We start from the raw sequence: 22,564 nt of genomic DNA on the forward strand, positions 1-22,564 counted from the left end.
CTGCGCAGGCCGGGGCTGCGGGGACTGGGGATCTGTCACAGTGCCCGCTTCCGCGGCCCGGGGACCTGGGCGTCGGATTCGCGCAGGTACAGGGGGGTGGAGTCCAGCAGCTTGCCGCCGGCCGCCAGCCGGGCCAGGGCAAACTGGCCCAGGTACAGGGCGTCGGGCTGTTCAGCGCTGAAATCGGGGTCCGCGCGCAGGACGTCACTGTAGAGTCCGGCACCGGCACCGTAGGCAGCCAGATCCGGCAGGTCAGCGGCGAAGCCCACATGGGGGCCGTCCTCCAACTGCGGCAGTTGCCCGTCCGCGAGGCTGTACCGCGCCCAATAGACCTCTTTCCGGCGGGCGTCCGTGACCACCAGGAATTCCGCCGCGGCATCGGTGGACTCGGCCACCTCCAGCGCGACGGCGTCCAGACTCATGAGGCCATACAAGGGCTTGTCCCAGACGAAGGCCAGGGTGCGGGCGGTGGCAATTCCGGAGCGCAGGCCGGTGAAGGGGCCGGGGCCCACTCCTGTCACGATCGCGTCAATGTCCTGGCCTGTGACCCCGGCGTCAGAGAGCAGGTCTTCAATCCCGGGGGCCAGCACCTCGGCGTGGCTGCGGGTGTCCTCGGTCGAGAAGCTGGCCACCACGCCTTCGAGGGCGTCGTCCGAAACCAGGGCGGCACTGGCCACTGCGGAGGTGTCGATGGCGAGGATCAGCATCAGGGTGTCCCTTCAATGGCGGCGCCGCTGATGGCCCGCCCAAGGTCAGGTCTGGTGTTCCAGCGCGGGCCGAAGCCGCGCAGCACGATGGTGCGCGGTTCGTCGCCGTCGTCAGTGTCAAAGTCCAGGGTTTCGGGGTGCCCTGGCTGCGGTCCGCCGGCACCCGGCCCGGGCGTTTCCAGGCCGACCGCGCGGTGCAGATCCACCTCAAGCCGGCTCTCGCTCAGGTGCTCCACGCGCCCGCGCCCCCACTCCACGACGGTCACCGCTGAGTCCATGGTGTTCTCAAGGTCGATGTCATCAATCTCCGACGCCGAACCCAGCCGGTAGGCGTCCACATGCACCAGGTCCGGACCGCCCGGGCGGGGACCCTCAGGCAGGTTCGGGTGGATGCGCACCAGGACGAAAGTGGGCGAGATGATCCCTGCCCGCACCCCCAGGCCTTCGCCTAGCCCCTGCGTGAACGTGGTCTTCCCCGCGCCCAGCCCGCCGTTGAGCACCAGCAGGTCCCCGCGCTCAAGCTCCGCCCCCAGAGCCGCGCCGAGCGCGTGGGTCTGGTCCGCCGTCGTGACCCTCAGCGTCAGTTCCCAGTTCGGCGCCTCCGCGGCGGCCGGAACGCTCACGGCGTCGCCTGGCCGTTGGCCGGGGATCCGGCGGCGGGGTGGTCGTTAACGTACCGGCGCGGGACACGGGGGCTGATCCGGGTCACGATCTCGTAGTTGTTGGTTCCCGCGGCGACGGCCCAGTCATCGGCGGTGGGCCCGCCGTCGTCCCCGCTGCCGAACAGGACGGCTTCCGCGCCGAGGAGGCCCGCCCCGGCGGCGCCGATGTTCCCCAGGTCGATGACCATCTGGTCCATGGCGATCCTGCCCACCACCGGGTACGTCCTGCCGGCGATCCGGACCGGACCGCCGGTAGCCACCCGGGGCACGCCGTCGGCATAGCCCATCGGGATCAGCGCCAAAGTGCTGGGGCCCTGTGTGCGGTAGCGGAGGCCATAGGAGACTCCCTGGCCGTCCGGCACGTCCTTGCACTGGGACACCACGGTGCGCAGCGTCATGGCCGGGCGGAGTCCCAGTTCAGCGGAGGTCTGGCCTTCGAAGGGCGAGAGGCCGTAGATGCCCAGGCCCACGCGCACGAGGTCGAAGTGGGTGTCCGGCCGGGACAGCGTGGCGGGGGTGTTTGCCAGGTGCCGGACTTCGGGGTCCACGCCGGCGTCCTCAGCGGCGGCCAGCACTTCGCGGAACAGTGCCAGCTGCTCGTCCGTTTCCGGGCGCTCCGGCTCGTCTGCCACGGAGAGGTGCGAAAAAATGCCGACTACACGCAGGAGGCCCTCGTCCTGGTATTCCATCGCCTCGCCCAGCAACCGGTCCCAGTCCTCGAGGGTCACCCCGTTCCGCCCCAGTCCGGTGTCCACCTTCAGATGGATGCGGGCGGGACGTTCCTGGTCACGCGCGGCCGCCACGATGCCGTCCAGTTCCCAGCCGGAACAGCCGATGTCGACGCCGGCAGCCACTGCCGCGGCAAAGTTGCTTTCCGTGGTGTGCAGCCAGGCCAGCAGCGGCGCTTCGATCCCGGCGGCCCGCAGCGCAAGGGCCTCCGAGATGTGCGCGACACCCAGCCAGGAGGCTCCGGCCTCGAGGGCAGCACGCGCCACCGGAACCGCGCCGTGCCCGTAGGCGTCGGCCTTGACCACTGCCATGACCTTGGCGGGCGATGCTGCGTCTGCCAGCCTTCGCACATTGTGCCGGATGGCGTCCAGGTCGATGACGGCGGACCGCTCGTACAGAGGATAAGATCCTGAGGCCGCGCTGAAGTCACCGGTTGCTACGGGGTAAGTCACCTTAGTGATTCTAGTGCGGGTACTCGGGGCCGGATAATCGCCGTACTTTCCTGAGCTGCGCTCAGGCGTCAGAGAGGTGCGCGATGGTTGCCGTGGCCCGGCGCTGTGCTCCCACCGGGACGTCGTGGAGGATTTCGGCGAGGAATCCGAAGCGGCGGAGCCATTGGCTGCTTTGGCGTTCGGGCCGGGAGTTGGCCCTCTTCCACCAGTCGGCGATGTCGCCCCAGCCGGGAGCCGCGAGCGATCCTCCCACCTCCTGGACCGCCAGCGAGGCGCAGAGGTTGGCAAAGCGGAGACGGTTGCCCAGCGGCCAGCCCGCCAGCGTGCCCACGATGAAAGCGGCGTCAAAACAGTCACCGGCACCGGTGGGATCGAACGCGGTCACCGGCAGGGACGGCACCCACTCCTCCTCACCCGTCTCGGAGTCCACGGCCATCGCCCCCTGCGCCCCGAGCGTCACAACCGCGACGGGCACCCGGTCCGCCAGCGCGTACAGTGCTGACCACGGGTTGTCCTTCCCGGTGAAGGCCATGGCCTCCCGCTGGTTGGGCAGGAACGCATGGAAGTACTGCAGGTTTTCGAGCCGGACCGGAGACCACTCCCCGCTGGGGTCCCAGCCCACATCCCCGAACAGCTTCACGCCGGACTGGTAAGCCACCTTGGCCCAGGGCTCAATCTCGACCCCCAGCTCGGCGATTCCGGCGAGCGCCGGCGGAGGCGAACCGATCAGTTCAGACGATGAAACGGGGGCCGGGTGGCCGTGCGTCACCAGGGACCGGTCCTTCGCCACACTGAGCGAGACAGTTACCGGCGAATGCCAGCCTGCCACGCGGCGCGACAGGCTCAGATCCACGTGCTCCTGCCCTGCCAGGATCTTCCAGTTGTAGTCCCCGTAGCCGTCGTCGCCGAACGCCGCAGCCAGTCCGGTGCGGAGGCCCAGCCTTGCCGCGGCAATGGCCTGGTTCGCCACCCCGCCGGGGCAGCTGCCCATGCCCTCGCTCCAGATTTCGGTGCCCGGCTCCGGGGCGTGCGGCAATCCGGTGAAGATGATGTCCTGGAAGACCGTCCCGGCAAGGATCAGGTCAAACTCCCCGTCCGATGGCTGGCGGACCAGGGAAAGCGGATCGTAGCGGCGGTCCGGAATTGCGTCCATGTGCCGCAGACTACGCCCTGCCGCGGCCTGACGGTAGGGGACCTGCCGCGTGCGGCCTACACTGCTGACTATGCGTCTCATGATTGCCGGCGGCGGCGGGTTCCGGGTACCCCTTGTGTACCGTGCCCTGGCTTCCGGGCCCTTCGCCGGGCTGGTCAGCGAGCTGGTGCTGTACGACGTCGACCCCGCCCGCCTTGGGGCGATCACCGCGGTGCTGCGGGCCATGCCGGTGCCCGGCGCCGGCGGTACCGGCGGCAGGCGCCTGACTCCCACGATCCGCACCACCACCTCCCTGCCGGAGGCCCTGGCCGGGACGGACCTCGTGTTCGCGGCGATCCGGCCCGGCGGCACGGCCGGGCGCATCGCCGACGAAAGGGTGGCCCAGGACCTTGGCCTGCTCGGCCAGGAAACCACGGGCGCCGGCGGCATCTCCTACGCCCTGCGGACCATCCCGGAAATGCTGCAGCTGGCAAGGACGATGCAGGAGCTGTGCCCCGCCGCCTGGCTGATCAACTTCACCAACCCGGCGGGCATGGTCACGGAGGCGCTCGTGCCCGTCCTGGGCCGGAAAGTCATCGGGATCTGCGATTCTGCCGGCGGCCTGGTGCACCGGGCGGCGCGGGCGGCGGGTGTCCCCCTGGCGGACGGACGGCTCGACGGCGTCGGCTACTACGGCCTGAACCATCTAGGTTGGCTCTACCGGCTGGAGTCCGGCGGGCGGGATGTTCTCCCGGACCTGCTCGCCGACGCGCAGGCGCTGCAGTCGTTCGAGGAGGGCCGGCTCTTCCCGCAGCCGTTCCTGGCCGGGCTGGGCGCACTTCCCAACGAATACCTCTATTACTACTACCAGCTGGAGAGTGCGGCGGCCGGCATGCGCGCCATGCCCGCCACCCGCGGTGAGTCCATCCACCGCCAGCAGGCGGAGCTGTATCCGCGGCTCGCCGCCGCAGGCGGCGAGGCCTACCGGCTCTGGGACGCCGCCCGCCGCTCGCGGGAAGAAGGCTACCTCGCCGAGGCCCGGACCCACGGGGAGCAGCGCGACGAGGACGACCTCGCCGGCGGCGGCTACGAACGCGTGGCCTTGGCCGTGATGCGGGCCCTGGCCGGGGCCGGCGATTCGCAGCTGATCCTGAACACGCCCAACACTCTGGGTTCGGCCCCGGGTACCCCGGGCCAAAGCACCCCGGGCCAAAGTACCCCGGGCGGACCGGCCATTCCGGGACTGCCGGCGGACGCCGTCGTCGAGGTCCCCTGCACTGTAACGCCCGACGGCGCGGTGCCGCTTCCGCAGTCAGCGCCGGCTCCGGAACAGCTCGTGTTGCTGCGCCGGGTCAAGGAGGTCGAACAGCTGACAGTCCGGGCAGCCACCCACGGCGACCGGGCGGCAGCCGTTGAGGCGTTCGCCCGGCATCCGCTGGTGGACCGGGCCGAGCTGGGGGCCGCCCTTCTCGCCGGTTATGAACAGGCGTTTCCGGCGCTGCGGATGCTCTGGCGTCCGCAGGAGTAGTGTTTTACCGAGTGGACGACAGCATGGCCGGTGCAGGCTCCGGCGGCGGGAGGAGCAGGGATGACACTGATCCGCAGGGTCGCGTTCCTCTCCCTCCACACCTCCCCGATGGAGCAACCGGGCTCCGGCGACGCCGGCGGAATGAACGTCTACATCCGGGAGCTGGCATCGGCGCTGGCGGAAACCGGTGTGGAAGTGGAGATCTTTACCCGTGCCACGTCAGCCCAGCAGCCCGCCGTCGAACATCCGGACCCCGGCGTGTGCGTGCACAATGTGCTGGCCGGGCCGTCGCGGAAGATCCCCAAGGAAGAACTTCCGGAGCTGCTGCACAGCATGGTGGCCGAGATCGAGCAGATCCGCCGGCGCCAGAAACACGGCAGATATGACATCATCCATTCGCACTACTGGGTGTCCGGGATCGCCGGACTGGAACTCTCCGCGCTCTGGGGCGTGCCGCTGGTCCACACCATGCACACCATGGCCAAGGTCAAGAACCTCCTGCTGGAGTCGGGCGAGAAGCCAGAGCCTCGGCGGCGTGAAGAGGGCGAGCACCGGATCGTCGACGGTGCCGCACGCCTGATTGCCAACACCAGCGCCGAGGCCGCCGAACTCGAATCCCACTACGGTGCCGATCTGGACCGGATCGATATCGCGCCGCCGGGCGTGGACCTCAGCACCTTCACCCCCGCGTTCCGGTCGCGGTCCAGGGCGGACCATGGGGTGCCGCCGGAGACGTTCCACATTCTCTTCGCCGGCCGGATCCAGCGCCTGAAAGGACCGCAGATCCTCCTCAAAGCCGCCGCCCGGCTGCGGTCCCGTCGCCCGGACATCGATCTCCGGATCACGATCCTGGGGGCGCTGAGCGGCAACAAGGATTTCAACCTGCGGCAGCTGATCACCGAGGCCGGAATGGACGACGTCGTCACGCACCTTCCGCCGGTCAGCGCGCCGGAGCTGGCGTCCTGGTTCAGGGCGGCCGACGTTGTGGTGATGCCTTCCTACAGCGAGTCCTTTGGCCTGGTGGCGCTCGAAGCCCAGGCCTGCGGTACGCCGGTGATCGGGACCCGGGTGGGCGGGCTCTCGCGGGCCATCAGCCACGGCCGAACCGGGCTCCTGGTGGACGGGCACCACGCTTCGGACTGGGCAGACGCGCTCGAGGCCATGTACGACGACCCCGCCACCCGCGAGGTCATGGGGCTTGCGGCGGCAATCCAGGCCCAGAACTCCGGCTGGCAGCACACTGCAGCCCTGACGCTGGAAACGTACCGGGCCGCCGTCGACGATTACCTGGGGCGCCAACTGATTCCGGCTGCCCCTGTTGCACCCGCTGTTCCCTCTGTCCCGGGGCCCTAGACTCAAGCCAGCTGTACCCAACCAAAGGACAAGGATGTCTGAACGGAATACGCTCACTGACCTCGAGATCGCCCGGCAGGCCACCATCCGGCCCATCGAGGAGATCGCGGCGGCCGCCGGCATCAACGGATCCGCCGTGGAGCAGTACGGGCGGTACAAGGCCAAGATCGACCCCGCACGGCTCGAAGCCCCGGCACCGGCCGGGAAGGTGGTGCTGGTCTCGGCGATGTCGCCCACGCCCGCCGGTGAGGGGAAGTCCACCACCACGGTGGGGCTGGCAGACTCGCTCGCCAGGTTGGGCCACAAGGTGATGATTGCCCTGCGCGAGCCCTCGCTTGGTCCCGTCCTGGGCATGAAGGGCGGTGCTACGGGCGGCGGCTACTCGCAGGTGTTGCCCATGGACGAGATCAACCTGCACTTCACCGGTGATTTCCACGCCATCACCTCGGCCAACAACGCCCTCATGGCCCTCGTGGACAACCACATCTACCAGGGCAACGAGCTGAACATCGATCCGCGGCGGATGACGTTCAAGCGGGTCCTGGACATGAACGACAGGGCGCTCCGCGAGGTGATCATCGGCCTCGGCGGACCCACCCAGGGTGTTCCACGGCAGGACGGTTTCGATATCACGGTGGCCTCTGAGATCATGGCCGTCTTCTGCCTGGCCAAGAATCTGGCTGATCTCCGCGAGCGCCTCGGCAGGATCACGTTCGGCTACACCTACGCCCGGGTGCCGGTCACGGTGGCGGACCTAGGCGTCCAGGGCGCACTGACCCTGCTGCTCAAGGAGGCCATCAAACCGAACCTGGTGCAGACCATCGCCGGTACTCCCGCGCTGGTCCACGGCGGCCCCTTTGCCAACATCGCGCACGGCTGCAATTCGTTGATCGCAACCCAGACGGCGCGGCGGCTCGCGGACATTGTGGTCACAGAGGCCGGATTCGGGGCTGACCTGGGGGCGGAGAAGTTCATGGACATCAAGGCGCGGGTGGCCGGCCTGGCACCCTCCGCCGTCGTGGTTGTTGCAACGGTGCGGGCGCTGAAGATGCATGGCGGGGTGCCGGCGGACCGGCTACGCGAGCCGGACCTTGAAGCGCTCCAGGCCGGGGTGGCAAACCTCCGGCGGCACGTGCACAACGTGGAGAAGTTCGGCGTGACCCCGGTGGTGGCCATCAACAGGTTCTCATCCGACACCGAGGAGGAGCTCAGCTGGCTGCTCGAGTGGTGTGCCGCGGAGGGCGTACAGGCCGCGGTTGCCGATGTCTGGGGCCGCGGTGGCGGCGGGGACGGCGGCGACGAGCTGGCAGCCAAGGTGGCGGCGGTGGTGGCCGCACCGAACAGTTTCCGGCACCTGTATTCCCTGGATCTGCCTGTGGAGGAGAAGATCAGGACCATCGCCCAGGAGATCTACGGCGCCGACGGCGTGGACTTCTCCGTGCCTGCCCTGAAGCGGCTGGCCGACATCGAAAAGAACGGCTGGACCGGGCTGCCCGTCTGCATGGCCAAGACCCAGTATTCGTTCAGTGACGAGGCCGCCAGGCTCGGCGCGCCGAAGGGCTTCACCATCCACGTGCGCGACCTCATTCCCAAGACCGGCGCCGGCTTCATCGTGGCGCTGACGGGTGCGGTGATGACCATGCCCGGCCTGCCCGCCGCCCCCGCAGCGATGCGCATGGACGTGGACGACGCCGGCAACCCCGTAGGCCTCACCTGACCCCCTCCCACCACCCCTCCCCCGGTTGCTCTATCACTTTTGGCTGCCATTCCGGTGCTTTGGCGACCGCAACTGATAGAGCATCGGGGCCTGTGGATATCTTCTGCAGCGCAAGTCCCCTTCGGGCAACAATGGTGCCCATGCGCCCTTCCCCTCCTCTGCCGCTTCAGCTTTCGGATGCTCCGTTCACGCTCCATGAAGCGAGGGCGGCCGGCCTGAGCCAGGGCAGGCTCCGTTCATCCGACGTCGCTACGGCAGGACGGTTGCTGTATTGGCCAACTGGCTGGGACTTTGAGCTTCGGGGTCTTGCGAGGGCCCTCTCTGCCGCCACTCCCGGGGCATGGATCTCACACGTAACTGCCGCCGTCGTACTGGGACTCTGGTTGCCAACCTGGTTTCGCAACAGCCGTGAACTCCATCTGAGCAAATCCCGGAACCTGCCCCCGGTGCGGCGTCACGGGGTGGTCGGCCACACTGTGCTGGCTTTTGAAACGGAGATCATGACGCTGGATGGGATGCGGATTTCCACGCCCGCCAGGACATGGCTCGACCTCGCAGGCCTGATCCCTCTGGAGGACCTGGTGGCTGTGGGCGACCAGCTGATCCGCCAGCCCCGGCCCGGACTGGAAGTCCGCGTGGAGCCGTGGTCAACACTTCCCCAGCTTCGCCACATGATCAGCAAGCACCCAAAGCTCAAAGGAATCGTCAAAGCCATGGAGGCAGCAGAGCTCCTCCGTCCCGGTGCAGATTCTGCGCCCGAAACCTTCCTGAGGCTGGCCTTGACCGCAGCCGGCCTGCCCGAGCCCGAGTTGCAGCTGCGCATAACGGATGCTGACCAGGACTCGCCGGCCGCGGACTTGGGATATAGGGAACAGCGCATCGCCATCCAGTACGACGGCGGTCATCACCTCTCACGCGAGCAGCAGTCACGCGACAATCGCCGCGACGAAGCCTTTAATGCAGCCGGTTGGAGGTACTTCAAGTTCAACGCGGACGATCTTTCCCGCGGATTCAGGCGCGCGGTCATCCAAGTCCGTTTGGCGTTCCGGTCCCCTTAAATGCCTGTTGCCCTATCAGTCGTGGTTCCTAAACCTGAGGTTTGGGGACCACAACTGATAGAGCAACGAGCGTCGAAAGGCGGTTAGCGCTCCAGGTCGCCGCGGATGAAGGCTTCGACCTTTTCGCGGGCGAGGTCGTCGTTGAACTGCTCCGGCGGCGACTTCATGAAGTAGCTCGAGGCGGAGAGCAGCGGGCCGCCGATGCCGCGGTCCAGGCCGATCTTGGCGGCGCGGATGGCGTCGATGATCACGCCGGCTGAGTTGGGTGAGTCCCAGACCTCCAGCTTGTATTCGAGCGACACCGGAGCGTCACCGAAGTTGCGGCCTTCGAGGCGGACGAAAGCCCACTTGCGGTCGTCCAGCCACTGGACGTAGTCCGACGGGCCGATGTGGACGTCGCGGGGAGCAATCTCGGCCTCGACGTTGGAGGTGACAGCCTGGGTCTTGGAGATCTTCTTGGACTCGAGGCGGTCGCGCTCCAGCATGTTCTTGAAGTCCATGTTGCCGCCTACGTTCAGCTGGTAGGTGCGGTCCAGCGTGACGCCGCGGTCCTCGAACAGCTTGGCCATGACGCGGTGCGTGATGGTGGCACCGATCTGGCTCTTGATGTCGTCGCCCACGATCGGGACCCCGGCGGCAGTGAACTTGTCAGCCCAGGTCTTGGTGCCGGCGAGGAACACGGGAAGCGCATTGACGAACGCCACGCCGGCGTCGATCGCTGCCTGGGCGTAGAACTCGGCGGCTTCCTGCGAGCCAACAGGCAGGTAGCAGACCATGACGTCAGCCTTGGCGTCCTTGAGGGCCTGGACAACGTCAACGGGCTCTTCCGTGGACTGCTCGATGGTCTCGAGGTAGTACTTGCCGAGTCCGTCCAGGGTGTGGCCGCGCTGCACGGTCACGCCGGTGGGCGGTACGTCAGCGATCTTGATGGTGTTGTTTTCGCTGGCGAGGATGGCATCCGCAAGGTCAACGCCGACCTTCTTGCCGTCCACGTCGAACGCGGCAACGAACTGGACGTCGTTGACGTGGTACTTGCCGAACTCCACGTGCATCAGGCCCGGGATCGTAGCCTGGGGATCGGCGTCACGGTAATACTGCACACCCTGGACCAGCGAGGCGGCGCAGTTACCCACACCAACGATTGCAACACGAATCGGATTTGAAGACACGGAACTCCTTTGAAGACAACTTCAGCCATCCCGGCAGTGAGTACTGGAAAGTACGACGGCGGACGGCAGGCAGAGCGCCATTCGGCGCCTTTTCATCTTACCCAACTGTGCAGGGGCCAGGAATGTTCCCGGCCCCTGCCGGCCGGTGTGTGACAAAGTGCTTACTTCTGTTTCCAGAGGTTGATGTCAGACTCCACCGCGAACTCGTCGATGGCATGCAGTTCCTCGGCTGTGAAGTCCAGGTTGCTGCTGGCGGACACGGTGTCTTCCAACTGCCGGACGCTGGATGCCCCAACCAGTGCGGATGTTACCGAAGAGCCCTTGCCCTGCTCGCGGAGGATCCAGGCTATGGCCATCTGCGCGAGGGACTGGCCCCGGCCCTCGGCAATCCTGTTGAGCCCGCGTATCCTGTCCAGGTTTTCGTCGGTGATCATGCCTTCGTCCAGGGACTTGTCCTGCGCTGCCCGTGAATCAGAGGGCACGCCCTTCAGGTAGCGGTCCGTGAGCATACCCTGGGCCAGCGGCGAGAAGGCGATGGAGCCGGCGCCCACCTGGTCCAGCGCCTCATACAGGTTGGGTGTGCCGTTCTCGGTCCAGCGGTTCAGCATGGAGTAGCTCGGCTGGTGGATCAGCAGCGGCGTGCCCAGCTCCTTCAGGATCCGGCCCGCTTCCAGGGTCTGCTCCGGAGTGTAGGACGAGATGCCGGCGTAAAGGGCCCTGCCGGAACGCACAGCCTGGTCCAAGGCTCCCATGGTCTCTTCCATGGGTGTCTCAGGGTCCGGGCGGTGGCTGTAGAAGATGTCCACGTAGTCCAGGCCCATGCGGGCCAGTGACTGGTCCAGGCTGGCCAGCAGGTACTTGCGGGAGCCAAAGTTGCCGTACGGCCCTGGCCACATGTCGTAGCCGGCTTTGCTGGAGATGATGAGTTCGTCGCGGTACGGCCTGAAGTCGTCCTTGAAGTGGCGGCCGAAGTTGGTCTCGGCGGCGCCGTACGGCGGGCCGTAGTTGTTGGCGAGGTCGAAGTGGGTAACGCCCAGGTCGAACGCGCGGCGCAGTATTGCACGCTGAACCTCGAAGGGCTTGTCGTCACCGAAGTTGTGCCACAGGCCAAGCGAAATGGCGGGCAGCTTCAGTCCGCTGCGGCCGACGCGGCGGTAGGGCATGGATTCATAGCGGTTGTCCGCGGCTGAAAAAGTCATAGTCACCATCCTGCCAGTAGTGACGCGCACAACAGACCGCGATGGGACACGGTTACGGCCCTGGACCCGGTAACGCGTTGACGACGTCGGCAATCGCCTTCTCGTATTGGGGCGCCTGCAGGTAGTCGCTGTGGCTCACCACCATGAACTGATAGGAGAAGGAATCCATTTCCTGCGCATAGGCGTCCGCCTCGACGGTCTCGGCACCGCCGGGACCCTTGTACAGGACCGGGAAGCCGAGATAGTCCGTCTTGCGGTACAGGTTCACCCATCTGTTGGAACCGGGCCCGAGGATGTGACTGAGGTTCCGGTACTCCGGGCCCGTGGGACCAACGGCCTCCGCCCGGTCATCGTCCGGGCTTCCGGCGGCGGTGAGCTTGGCAGCGGCGGCCGGGGCAGTGGCGAGGACTGCCGGCCCAAAAAGTTCGGGGAAAAACCGGCCGAAGTACTGCCTTAGCTGGGTTCCGTAGGTCAGCAGGCCGATGCGGTTGAAGGGCAGGTCCGGCCGCGTCGACTTCAGGTGGAAGAGTGAGCTGACGGCAATTACCGCGCCCAGGCTGTGCGCCGAGATTGCCACCATTCCGGTCTTAGCCGGTGGCGCGCCGTCCGTGCCATCCAGCCAGGCAGCGATCCTGGCCGCAAATTCAGGTACCGCCCGCTCGCCGTAACTGGGCGGACCAAACGGGTGGGCGGTCTTTGGCATGAAACACATCAGGTCCCACAGCAGGGCCAACGGCCGGGAATTCGGCCTGGCTGACAGCACCGCCAGGCCCAGAATCGTGGCGCCGGCCGCGGCAAGGCCTAGGACTCCCATGCCTTCGATGAACATATACAGCCCTGCCGCCCCGCCCGTTCCCCACACGTCCTTGACGCTTCCCAGGACCAGGGCGGACAGCAGCCCCAGAAAGATGAGGATGGCGAGAAGGGACACCACGGCTTCTGCCCGGTGGGCGAGTGAAGCGGTCCGCCGGGCGGCAACCAGCTTCTGGCCGGCTGCTTCCCGCTGAGGCAATGGCGGAGATGCACCGTATGCCGCCAGCAGCTCCGCCACCGCAGCATCCGGGGTGTTCCACTCCATCCTTCGGACGGCACGCAGCGAACCGATCCCCCACGCAATGGCGGCCACCAGGATCACCACGAGCAGCAACCCGCTGAAGAGCGTGAAGACCGACGGCGGGACCAGGATGTCGGCGACGATGGGGCCGAATCTCCACATGCCGTCGTCGGTGGCGCTTCTGCGCTCGAGGTTTCGTTGCAGAACGGTGGCAGCGCCCCCCACGATGGCGCAGCTGAGAATGGTGGCAGAGCCCAGCGCCAGCGTGGAGAAGACTGCCGCGCCTTTGCCCCGCCAGCCCAGCGTCTGCTTGTCATAGTCGGGCCGTTTCAGCAGGCTCATGCTGAGAATCACCGCGAGCATCACCAGCATGAGCGCAGCGGGGGCGCCACCAAGCCCGAGCAGGCGGGTTACTACGCCGCCGCCGCAGGCAACGGGGGTGCAGGGAAGGACGGAAGCAAACACGGCCAGGAAGGCAGCGATCAAGGACCCGACGCCGATCCACGGCAGCCAGGGTGCCCCGTCCTTGGAGGGAAGGTCCGGATTCTGCGAGGACTTCCGGACCGTCTCTATCCCGGCGGCCACCACGGTTCCGGCCGCGATCAGCCAGGCCACCGCGATCAGGAAACCCAGTGGGCCTATTCGTCCGGGAACCAGCTGTGGAAGGCATTGGGAAAAGAGGGTGCCCATGTTTCCGCAGGGATCTCCGCCCACCCGCTGCCAGAAACCGTCCCACGCGATAATGGCGGAAATCGCCGCGAGAGCCGCCCAAAGGTGCAGCAATCCGTTGTAGCGGATCTCCTTCCGGGCCTCCCACAGGTCCCGGACCATGAGGGTGGGGAGCACAGGTATCGACTCGACACTCGAGTCGGACACACCCGGCGCGCCTGGCCCAAGGCTTGGCCTGGGATGGAACCGCGTCCGCGCCAGGTAGGCGATGGCACCCAGGATGCCTACCGCCAGCATGGGCATGAGTGCGAACAACGCAACGCGCTGTCCCCGCGTCCAGCCGGCCAGCCCATCCAGGAACGAAGGCAACGCGGAGCAGACCCGGCCCGACTGGCCGCCGTCAACATCAGCAGGGAAACACTGGACCGCGATCAGATCCATTGAGACCACCGCCACTGTCACAACGAAGTAGAGCGTCAGCACCAACGCGAACAGCCTGATCCGGCCCGCACCGTCGTGCCCGTGCCGCCACCCGTCGGCGTAGTCCACGCGGGCCGTGGCCGGCCTTGTCGTCGGGACTGCCTCCGGGTCTGCGTCCGGGTCTGTCTCCGCCCGCTGCTGCATAACAGGCAGCGGGCGGCTCCAGTAGGCTGCGTTGGTGAGGCCGAAAGGCATGAGCAGGAACCACGCCGTCCGCACGGCGGCGTCGCCAATCTTCCCGGCCATTCCGACCCCCGTGAATCGGGCCAGCCGGCCCCACGAGTAGGCTTCCACCAGGCGGGTGCTGCCGCCGTTGAGCTTTGCCCGGTAGAACCCCGCGAGCTCATCGCCCCAGGAAAGCTCGACGTCGTCCGGTTTGAGGGGCCGGTTGCCCGACCGGAGAAGCTCATGCGGCGGCGTGTTGCGGATGCCATGGATCCGGAGTTCCAACGATGCCGGAACGTTTGACGCGTTATCCACGTGGTCACCCATGACGGCCTCCGTCGCCCGCATCATCACCGAGCCGCCGGTCACGGCTGGTCAGTTCAGTACGCGAATAGTACGCCCGGGTCACTCCAGTGTCTACGTCAACTCGGGGCTACTCAGGCCCCAGCAGCCAAAACCGCCCCACTGTGCGCTGCGAGCAGGAACGAATCGCCGTCCGCCACTGAACCTTCGTCGGTCGAAAGCAGCACCGCGCCGGTGCCTGCCGGAAGCCGAACCGGTGACGCGGAGAAGTTCAGCAGCACCTCCACCGCCCCGCGCCGGAAACGCAGCCAGCCGGCGTCGTCGTCGAATGTCACGTCAGTGTCCGCAAACCCCAGGCTGGCCAGGTCCGGATTGCTGCGCCTCAACGCAGTCAGCGAGCAGTACAGCGACAGCAGCCGCGCGTGATCGCCGGTGGTGGCCTCTTCCCAGTCGAGCTTGGAGCGCCGGAAGGTTTCCGGGTCCTGCGGATCGGGCACGACGGCGGGATCCCACCCCATGCGCTCGAACTCGCGGATCCTGCCCTCCGCCGTAGCCGTGCCCAGCTCGGGTTCCGGGTGCGAGGTGAAGAACTGCCATGGTGTGGAGGCCCCGAATTCCTCGCCCATGAACAGCATGGGGGTGAACGGCGACGTCAGTGTCAGCACGGCGGTGACGGCCAGGGGGCCGTACGGCAGCGATTGCGAAAGCCTGTCGCCGATGGCCCGGTTGCCGATCTGGTCGTGGTTCTGGCTGCACACCACCAGTGCCTCGGGGTGGACCAGTGAGGTGTTGATGGGCCGGCCGTGGTGGCGGCCGCGGAAGCTGGAGTAGCTGCCGTCATGCAGGAAGCCGTCCTTGAGGACCTTGGCCAGGACCCCGAGCGAGGCGAAGTCGCCGTAATAGCCTTCCGTCTCCCCACTGACGTTGACGTGGACAGCATGGTGGAAGTCATCGCTCCACTGGCCGGCCAGGCCGTAACCGTTGCTCTGGCGCGGATAGATCAGCCGCGGGTTGTTCAGGTCCGATTCGGCAATCAGGGTCTTGGGAAGCCCGGTCTCCGCGGCGATGGCATCGCCCAGTGCGCCGAGGTCCTCCAGGAGATGCACGGCCCGCTCGTCCTTCAGCGCGTGGACGGCATCCAGGCGAAGGCCGTCCACGTGGTACTCCCGCAGCCAGAGCGCGGCGTTGTCCAGAATGTATTCGCGGACGACGTCGGACCCCGGGCCGTCGAGGTTGACGGAGTCCCCCCACGTGTTGGCGTCGCCCTGGTTCAGGTACGGGCCGAACCGTGGCAGGTAGTTGCCGCTGGGTCCCAGATGGTTGTAGACCACGTCCTGGATGATGCCGATGCCAGCCCCATGCGCCGCGTCGACAAAGCGCTGGTACGCGGCAGGGCCGCCGTAGCCTTCGTGGACCGCGAACCACTGGACGCCGTCGTAGCCCCAGTTGTGGGTGCCGTTGAACCCGTTGACGGGCAGCAGCTCGACAAAATCGATGCCGAGCTCCGCGAGGTAGCCGAGCTTGCCGGCCGCCGAGTCCAGCGTTCCTTCGGGGGTGAAGGTTCCCACGTGCAGTTCGTAGATGACCGCGCCGCGCAGTTCCCTCCCGCGCCACCCGGAGTCCTGCCACTTGTAGGAGGCGGGATCGTACGTGCGGGACAGCGCATGGACGCCGTCCGGGACGCGGCGGGAGCGGGGGTCCGGCAGCGGGTGGTCGTCGCCGTCGAGCAGGTAGCCGTAGTCAACGTCGACGTCAGCCGGCGCGTCCGGCGCGGACCACCAGCCGTCCGCTCCGGGAGCTGCCGGCGTCCTGGCCATGGCGTACTGCTGGCCGTTGGCGAGCAGCGTAACGTCCGAGGCGTTGGGAGCCCAGACGTCGAACCGGCCGGAACCGTTGTGTGTCAGGCTCACGCGTTGTCTCCATTCACGGGCACCAGCAGCGCCACGGGGTAAGGCTGGAGAATGTCCGCCACGGGCACACGTCCCGGGCCGTATGTCCGCCCGGTGAGTTCGTCCCGGAAGGCAGCGGGAAGCTCGACGGCGGTGTCCCGCCAGCCGCCCGACTGTTCCAGTCCGAAGGGCAGCCTGGTAGCGAGCGTCACGGCGCCCGTTGCGCCCTCAGCGCCACGGCCAAAAGCAACCAGATGGTCAGCGGCAGCACCCGACGCCGTCAGCGGCCGGTAGCCCCGGAACAGCTCCGGCCGGTCCCGGCGTAGCCGCAATGCCCGGGAGGTCACCAGCAGTTTGGTGGCATCATCCTGAATATCTGAGGGCAGGACGCCGTGATCCAGTTCGGCCAGGGCGGACTCGCGCGCGCCAAAGTCGAACGGACGCCGGTTGTCCGGATCGGTCAGGGACCGGTCCCAGAACTCGGTGCCCTGGTACACGTCCGGAACCCCCGGCATGGTCAGCTGGAGCAGCTTCAGGGCAAGCGAGTTGGCGGCACCGTACGGAGCTATGGAGTCCACAAAGTCCACCACAAGAGAGTTCACGGCAGGGTTATCGAAGGCCGAGTCCACAGCCTTCATCACAGCGGCCTCGAACTCCTCGTCCGGGTCCGTCCACGTGGTGGAGTTGCCGGCCTCCCGGGCAGCCTTTTCGGCATAGCCGTGCAGCCGCTCACGGCTGGCGGGCCAGGCTCCAACCACAGCCTGCCAGAGCAGCGTGGAAAACGGGCCGTCCGGTAGTGGCGCCGCGTCGCGGAGCGCGTTCAGAGCTTGCACCCATTCCGGAACGCGCTCGGCAATGACCGAGATCCGCGACCGCACATCCTCGCTGCGTTTGGTGTCGTGGGTGCTCAGCGTGGTCATGGACAGCGGGATTTCTTCCTGGCGTTTCTGCATCCGCCGGTGGAACTCCCCCACGGACAGCGAGAACTCCACGGGATCCGCTCCCACCTCCGTGAGGGTGCCCAGCCGCGTGTAGCGGTAGAACGCCGTGTCCTCCACACCCTTGGCCATCACCATTCCGGACGTCTGCTGGAACCGCCGGCCCAGTTCGGTCTCAGGCTTCAGCAGCAGGGGCAGCAGGACATCCACCGTGCCCGAAAGGTCCGGCCTGGACCCGGCAGCCGCCGCGCACGCTTCACGCAGGACGTCCTCGCCTGTGGGCAGGTAGGTGCGGTAGACCGGGAACGCCGCAATGATCTGGGCGATGGCGTCCGCCGCCGCGTCGTCGGACAGGCCCGCGTCCGAAGGGACCTGGCGTGCCAGGCGCAGGACCTCGGCACGCAGGATCCCGTCCGCGATGGCGCGCTTGGTGCCCAGGATCATGGCCGCATAGTCAGCCGGTTCAGTGGTACCGCGAAGCTCCGCGTCCAGTGCATTCAGCGGCGCCTCGCCTGCGGGGTCCACCAACACACGGTCCAGATCGGCCAACGCGTCGTAGCCGGTGGTCCCTTCGCAGTCGAATTCGGCCGGGAGCTCTTCCCCAGGTTCCAGGATCTTCTCCACCAGGACGTAGGCTCCGCCGCTGATTTCCTTGAGCCGGCGCAGGTACCCTTCGGGATCCGCCAGGCCGTCGGGGTGGTCCACGCGCAGGCCGTCCACCAGCCCCTCGCTGAACCAGCGCTTCACTTCCGCATGGGCCTCGTCAAAGACCCGGGGATCCTCCACCCGGATGCCTGCCAGCGTGCTGACGGCGAAGAAGCGCCGGTAGTTCAGCTCCCTGTCCGCGCGGCGCCAGGAGACCAGTTCGTAGTGCTGGCGGCTGTGAATGTCCTGCGGTGAGTCGCCGTCAGAGTAGGAACCTTCGGCCAGCGGGAAGCGGTGGTCGTAGTAGTGCAGTTCGCCGCCCTTGACCTCCAGCTTCTCCAGGTCCTCATCCGAACCCAGCACGGGCAGCCGGATCCGGCCCCCGCCGAAGTCCCAGTCGACGTCGAACGCGTCAGCGTACGGCGACCCCTGTCCTTCCCGGAGCAGCGACCACCACCACGGGTTCTGCGCCGGCGACGCCACCCCCACGTGGTTGGGCACGATGTCCACCAGCACGCCCATGCCATGCTCGCGGGCTGCCTTGGACAGCGCGAGCAGGCCCTCAGGCCCGCCCCGCGACGGGTCCACCGTGGAGGGGTCCGTCACGTCGTAGCCGTGATCGGAACCCTGCTCCGCGGTCAGGATGGGTGAGAGGTAAACCCACCCGGCCCCCAGTGACTTCAGGTACGGGACAGTGGCAGCTGCGTCAAAGAGCGTGAAGCTGCTGCGGATCTGGAGCCGGTAAGTGGAGGCCGGGACCCTCACTTTTTGGTTTCCTTCTTCTGGCGTGCCCCCACCTTCGTCGTCTTCCCGGGCTCAGCCACCATGGGTGCGCTGAGTGCCTCAGTTTCACTGGTGGTGGTCTGGGTCAGCGCGGCCAGCGATGCAGCCACGGAGTGGTCGGGCTCAACATCGGGAACGCTGTGGGCACGGAGCACCACCAGGGACTTTGCGTCCACAGGCAGGGTTTCGCCGGCCTTGACCGGCTCCGTGTCGGCGTTGTGGCCGGCGGTGTCGATGATGATGTCCCAGGCGGGGGCGTACTCGTCGGCAGGCAGGGTGAAGTTCACCATGTCGTCGTGGGCGTTGAAGTACATCAGGAAGTTCACGTCCGTGATCCGGCGCCCGCGGTTGTCCTTGCCCTGGATGCCGTCTCCATTGAGGAACACACCGACAGACCGGCCGAATCCGCTGTCCCAGGCGTCCGGCTTCATGGTCTCGCCGTCGGGGTTGAGCCATACGATGTCCGGCAGCCGCTCGCCCTCTCCTCGCAGCACCGGCCGCCCGTCGAAGAACCGGCTCCGGCGGAAGGTGGGGTGCTTGGCGCGGAGCGCGTTGACCGCGGCGGTGAACTCCACCAGGGGCTGGTCGATGCTGTCCCAGTTGATCCAGGTGAGCTCGGAGTCCTGGCAGTAGCCGTTGTTGTTGCCCTGCTGGGTGCGGCCCATCTCGTCGCCGTGCAGGAGCATGGGGACGCCCTGCGACAGCAGCAGGGATGCGATGAAGTTCCGCTGCTGGCGCGCGCGCAGGCCAAGGACGGCGGGATCGTCGGTGGGGCCTTCCACCCCGCAGTTCCAGGACCGGTTGTGGGATTCGCCGTCGTTGTTGCCTTCGCCGTTGGCGTCGTTGTGCTTCTCGTTGTAGGACACCAGGTCCGCCAGTGTGAAGCCGTCGTGGGCGGTGACGAAGTTGATGGACGCCACGGGACGGCGGCCGGAGTGCTCGTAGAGGTCTGCCGAGCCGGTGATGCGGGAGGCGAATTCACCCAGCGTGGCCGGCTCGCCGCGCCAGAAGTCACGGACGGTGTCGCGGTACTTGCCGTTCCACTCGGTCCACTGCGGCGGGAAGTTGCCCACCTGGTAGCCGCCGGGGCCAACGTCCCACGGCTCGGCGATCAGCTTGACCTGGGAAACGACAGGGTCCTGCTGGATAAGTTCGAAGAAGGTGGACAGCTTGTCCACGTCGTAGAACTCGCGGGCCAGGGCGGAGGCGAGGTCGAACCGGAAGCCGTCCACGTGCATGTCCGTGACCCAGTACCGCAGCGAGTCCATCAGCAGCTGCAGTGAGTGGGGCTGACGGACGTTGAGCGAGTTGCCGGTGCCCGTGTAGTCCATGTAGTGCTTCTGGTCCCCCTCCATCAGCCGGTAGTAGGAGGGGTTGTCAATGCCCTTGAAGGACAGGGTGGGGCCCAGGTGGTTGCCTTCGGCGGTGTGGTTGTAAACCACGTCCAGGATCACCTCGATGCCGGCCCGGTGCAGCGAGCGGACCATGGCTTTGAAGTCCTGGACCTGCTGGCCGGTGTCCCCGGTGGAGCTGTAGGTGTTCTGCGGCGCGAAGAAGCCGATGGTGTTGTAGCCCCAGTAGTTGTTCAGGCCCTGGTCCTGCAGGGTGCCGTCGTTGACGAACTGGTGTACCGGCATCAGTTCGATGGCGGTGACACCGAGCTTCTGCAGGTGCGAGATGACCGACGGGTGTGCCACGCCCGCGTAGGTGCCGCGCTGTTCTTCGGGGACTTCCGGGTGCAGCGCCGTGAGGCCCTTGACGTGTGCCTCGTAAATGACCGACTTGTGGTACGGGACACGGAGGTTGTGGTCGCCGTCCCAATCGAAGAACGGGTTGATGACCACGCCCATCATCATGTGGGAAGCGGAGTCCTCGTTGTTGACGGAGTCAGGATCGCCGAGGTTGTAGGAGAACAGCGACGGGTCCCAGTCCACCTGCCCGTGAACGGCTTTGGCGTAGGGGTCAAGGAGGAGCTTGTTCGGGTTGAACCTGCTGCCCGACGCAGGATCATACGGACCGTAGACGCGGTAGCCGTACTTCTGGCCGGGCTGGACCTGCGGGATGTAGCCGTGCCAGACATAGCCGTCCACTTCGTCGAGCGGGAACCGCGTTTCCGTACCCTCGTCATCGAAGAGGCACAGCTCCACTTTTTCAGCGTGTTCGCTGAACAGGGCGAAGTTGGTGCCGGTTCCGTCAAATGTGGCGCCAAGCGGATACGCCGTTCCGGGCCAGATTTCCATATGTGCTCCTCATTGTTGTTCAACGGCAGGCATGGAGGCATGGCCTCCCCTGCCGGTTCAGGGCTTGAACCTACCGTAGCGGGTGGGTGTGACTATTACGTTTCCGCCCCACCTGTTTACTAAGCATGCTGACTTTACTCCAGACCTCTGGTATGGCGTCCGCGATCCGCCCCGCGGTGAGCGGTCCGCCGTCGGACGCGGCTGTCCCGGCGAGACCGTGGAGACTGGCACCCAGGGCAGCGATCGCCGCCCAGCGCTCGTCGGGATCGATTCCGGCGTCACGGAAACGGCCGACGTCGGAACCCAGTTGGGCGAGCAGCGCACCGATGATCCCCGCCAGGACGTCCCCGCTGCCGGCGGTGGCAAGCCAGGGCGTGCCGTCGGCCTGGCTGTAGAAATCCTGGAAGGGGGAAGCGACCAGGGTGGTGGCGCCCTTTAACAGTACGGTGGCCTCCGTCTGGACTGCGGCGTGCCGGACCCAGGCCAGGGTGGCGGCCTCGACTGCCGGGCGGTCTGGTGCGGGATCGAAATCCGGGCTGTCCGGGGAAGAGCCGAGTCGTTGCAGCAGGGAGGCGAGCTCGCCGGCGTGCGGGGTCAGGACCACCTGTGGTGCCAGGACGTCGGGCAGGGCGGGGATGGCACCGGCGTCCGCAATGACGGGCAGGCCCGAGTCGACGGCGTGGCGGGCGCGCTTGAGCTGTTCGGAGTCGCCGGGGCCCATTCCCGAACCCACCAGCCAGGACTGGACCCGGTTCTCGGCGACGGTGCCCGTGCTGCACACCACCTCCGGGCAGGACCGGCGGACCAGATCGGCGACCTCGGGCGGACCCAGGTAGCGGACCATGCCCACGCCGGCGGCCAGCGCGCCGCGGCAGGCAAGCACTGCTGCGCCCGGATAGTCAGCGGATCCCGCGACGACGCCCAGTACGCCGCGCGAATACTTGTGCGAGCGCCGCCCGGGTTGAGGGAGGAGCCGGGCCAGGTCCAGCGGCTCGAGCCGGCGCAGGGCGGGCCACGGCAGTTCGTCCTCGATGCCGATGGGCACCACGATGACCCGGCCAGCATGGTCGGCCCCAGGGTCTGCCAGGAGCCCCGCTTTGGCCGCACCGAAGGTCACAGTCAGGTCCGCGGACAGCACCGGCTCATGGGCAACACCGGTGTCCGAATCAACGCCGCTGGGGATATCGCAGGCCACCACGGACCCCGGCCGGCCGGAAGTTCGCCTCAGCGCCGAGAGTGCGGTCATGAGGGCGGCAGCCGGTCCCCGCAGCCCGCCTTGCGCGCCGGTCCCCAGGACAGCATCAATCACGACGTCGGCACCCGCCACCTCCGCGGCCAGCTGGCCCGCGTTCGACTCGGTGAGGTGATGCATGCGCCCGCCGGCGCGCTCAAAAGCAGCCAGCGCCGCGGTGTGCGCGGCGTCTCCGGTGAGTACCGCCGTCGTACGCATTCCCCGGGCTGCGAGGAAGGATGCGGCGAAGAGGCCGTCTCCCCCGTTGTTTCCCTTGCCGGCGAGGACGGCCACGCTGGCTCCGTACGTGCGCCGGCCCCGCGCCTGAAGCTCGCGGACCACCGCGTTGGCGAGGCCGTGGGAGGCGCGCTGCATCAGGACAGCGCCCATGCCGGTTGCCAGGAGCGGCTTTTCGGCCGCCCTGACTTGGGTTCCGGTGTAGGCGCTGATCATGATGTCAG

General features: G+C 67.2%; 15 protein-coding genes. 4 read left to right on the forward strand and 11 right to left on the reverse strand.

Features of this window, described 5'->3' with window-relative positions; translation table 11 throughout:
• Nucleotides 1-35 precede the first annotated feature (35 nt).
• From tsaB to ACS5PJ_RS09605, 4 genes are all read right to left on the reverse strand, one after another.
• A complete protein-coding gene (tsaB, locus tag ACS5PJ_RS09590) occupies nt 36-707 on the reverse strand; it encodes a tRNA (adenosine(37)-N6)-threonylcarbamoyltransferase complex dimerization subunit type 1 TsaB (protein ID WP_439434674.1) in 672 nt (223 codons plus the stop codon).
• A complete protein-coding gene (gene tsaE / locus ACS5PJ_RS09595) occupies nt 707-1,330 on the reverse strand; it encodes a tRNA (adenosine(37)-N6)-threonylcarbamoyltransferase complex ATPase subunit type 1 TsaE (RefSeq protein ID WP_439434675.1) in 624 nt (207 codons plus the stop codon). The genes tsaB and tsaE overlap by 1 nt, the downstream gene beginning before the upstream one ends.
• Complete coding sequence (alr, locus tag ACS5PJ_RS09600) at nt 1,327-2,550, reverse strand: alanine racemase (RefSeq protein ID WP_439434676.1); 1,224 nt, start codon at nt 2,548-2,550, stop codon at nt 1,327-1,329. Before alr ends, tsaE begins: the two co-directional genes overlap by 4 nt.
• A gap of 61 nt (nt 2,551-2,611) precedes the next feature.
• Nucleotides 2,612-3,703, reverse strand: a complete 1,092-nt coding sequence (locus ACS5PJ_RS09605; protein WP_439434677.1) for a PfkB family carbohydrate kinase — start codon at nt 3,701-3,703, stop codon at nt 2,612-2,614.
• A gap of 70 nt (nt 3,704-3,773) precedes the next feature.
• Here ACS5PJ_RS09605 and ACS5PJ_RS09610 point away from each other — a divergent pair, with 70 nt between their 5' ends.
• The 4 genes from ACS5PJ_RS09610 (at nt 3,774) to ACS5PJ_RS09625 (ending at nt 9,338) form a co-directional block, all read left to right on the forward strand.
• Nucleotides 3,774-5,210: a family 4 glycosyl hydrolase gene (locus ACS5PJ_RS09610; RefSeq protein WP_439434678.1), complete on the forward strand. Its 1,437-nt coding sequence runs from the start codon at nt 3,774-3,776 to the stop codon at nt 5,208-5,210.
• 60 nt (nt 5,211-5,270) lie between these two features.
• A complete protein-coding gene (gene mshA / locus ACS5PJ_RS09615) occupies nt 5,271-6,563 on the forward strand; it encodes a D-inositol-3-phosphate glycosyltransferase (protein WP_439434679.1) in 1,293 nt (430 codons plus the stop codon).
• A gap of 34 nt (nt 6,564-6,597) precedes the next feature.
• On the forward strand, nt 6,598-8,280 hold the full coding sequence (locus ACS5PJ_RS09620) for a formate--tetrahydrofolate ligase (protein WP_439434680.1): 1,683 nt from the start codon (nt 6,598-6,600) through the stop codon (nt 8,278-8,280).
• Between the two features lie 500 nt (nt 8,281-8,780).
• Nucleotides 8,781-9,338 (forward strand): DUF559 domain-containing protein, encoded by a 558-nt coding sequence (locus tag ACS5PJ_RS09625; RefSeq protein WP_439434681.1) that lies wholly within the window; start codon nt 8,781-8,783, stop codon nt 9,336-9,338.
• Between the two features lie 83 nt (nt 9,339-9,421).
• Here ACS5PJ_RS09625 and ACS5PJ_RS09630 read toward each other — a convergent pair whose 3' ends face one another.
• The 7 genes from ACS5PJ_RS09630 to ACS5PJ_RS09660 all read right to left on the reverse strand — a co-directional run bounded on the left by ACS5PJ_RS09630 (nt 9,422) and on the right by ACS5PJ_RS09660 (nt 22,556).
• Entirely contained in the window at nt 9,422-10,507 is a 1,086-nt protein-coding gene (locus ACS5PJ_RS09630; RefSeq protein WP_439434682.1) for an inositol-3-phosphate synthase, read from the reverse strand.
• 161 nt (nt 10,508-10,668) lie between these two features.
• Entirely contained in the window at nt 10,669-11,706 is a 1,038-nt protein-coding gene (gene mgrA, locus ACS5PJ_RS09635) for an L-glyceraldehyde 3-phosphate reductase (protein ID WP_439434683.1), read from the reverse strand.
• Nucleotides 11,707-11,758: 52 nt separating this feature from the next.
• Nucleotides 11,759-14,443 (reverse strand): hypothetical protein, encoded by a 2,685-nt coding sequence (locus ACS5PJ_RS09640; RefSeq protein WP_439434684.1) that lies wholly within the window; start codon nt 14,441-14,443, stop codon nt 11,759-11,761.
• Between the two features lie 68 nt (nt 14,444-14,511).
• Nucleotides 14,512-16,281: a malto-oligosyltrehalose trehalohydrolase gene (treZ, locus tag ACS5PJ_RS09645; RefSeq protein WP_439434798.1), complete on the reverse strand. Its 1,770-nt coding sequence runs from the start codon at nt 16,279-16,281 to the stop codon at nt 14,512-14,514.
• A 2-nt stretch (nt 16,282-16,283) separates the two neighbouring features.
• Nucleotides 16,284-18,614 (reverse strand): malto-oligosyltrehalose synthase, encoded by a 2,331-nt coding sequence (treY, locus tag ACS5PJ_RS09650; protein WP_439434685.1) that lies wholly within the window; start codon nt 18,612-18,614, stop codon nt 16,284-16,286.
• Nucleotides 18,611-20,872: a glycogen debranching protein GlgX gene (glgX, locus tag ACS5PJ_RS09655; protein WP_439434686.1), complete on the reverse strand. Its 2,262-nt coding sequence runs from the start codon at nt 20,870-20,872 to the stop codon at nt 18,611-18,613. Before glgX ends, treY begins: the two co-directional genes overlap by 4 nt.
• Nucleotides 20,873-20,942: 70 nt before the next feature.
• Nucleotides 20,943-22,556: an NAD(P)H-hydrate epimerase gene (locus ACS5PJ_RS09660; RefSeq protein ID WP_439434687.1), complete on the reverse strand. Its 1,614-nt coding sequence runs from the start codon at nt 22,554-22,556 to the stop codon at nt 20,943-20,945.
• Between the last annotated feature and the right edge of the window lie 8 nt (nt 22,557-22,564).

The sequence above is a fragment of the Pseudarthrobacter cremeus genome (genome assembly GCF_051857465.1).
Lineage (GTDB): Bacteria > Actinomycetota > Actinomycetes > Actinomycetales > Micrococcaceae > Arthrobacter.

Bases quoted from the DNA above. Each gene is read 5' to 3' on its own strand.
- tsaB (WP_439434674.1), bottom strand. From the start codon at position 707: ATGCTGATCCTCGCCATCGACACCTCCGCAGTGGCCAGTGCCGCCCTG.
- ACS5PJ_RS09605 (WP_439434677.1), bottom strand. From the start codon at position 3,703: ATGGACGCAATTCCGGACCGCCGCTACGATCCGCTTTCCCTGGTCCGC.
- ACS5PJ_RS09610 (WP_439434678.1), top strand. From the start codon at position 3,774: ATGCGTCTCATGATTGCCGGCGGCGGCGGGTTCCGGGTACCCCTTGTG.
- mshA (WP_439434679.1), top strand. From the start codon at position 5,271: ATGACACTGATCCGCAGGGTCGCGTTCCTCTCCCTCCACACCTCCCCG.
- ACS5PJ_RS09620 (WP_439434680.1), top strand. From the start codon at position 6,598: ATGTCTGAACGGAATACGCTCACTGACCTCGAGATCGCCCGGCAGGCC.
- ACS5PJ_RS09625 (WP_439434681.1), top strand. From the start codon at position 8,781: ATGACGCTGGATGGGATGCGGATTTCCACGCCCGCCAGGACATGGCTC.
- mgrA (WP_439434683.1), bottom strand. From the start codon at position 11,706: ATGACTTTTTCAGCCGCGGACAACCGCTATGAATCCATGCCCTACCGC.
- glgX (WP_439434686.1), bottom strand. From the start codon at position 20,872: ATGGAAATCTGGCCCGGAACGGCGTATCCGCTTGGCGCCACATTTGAC.
- ACS5PJ_RS09660 (WP_439434687.1), bottom strand. From the start codon at position 22,556: ATGATCAGCGCCTACACCGGAACCCAAGTCAGGGCGGCCGAAAAGCCG.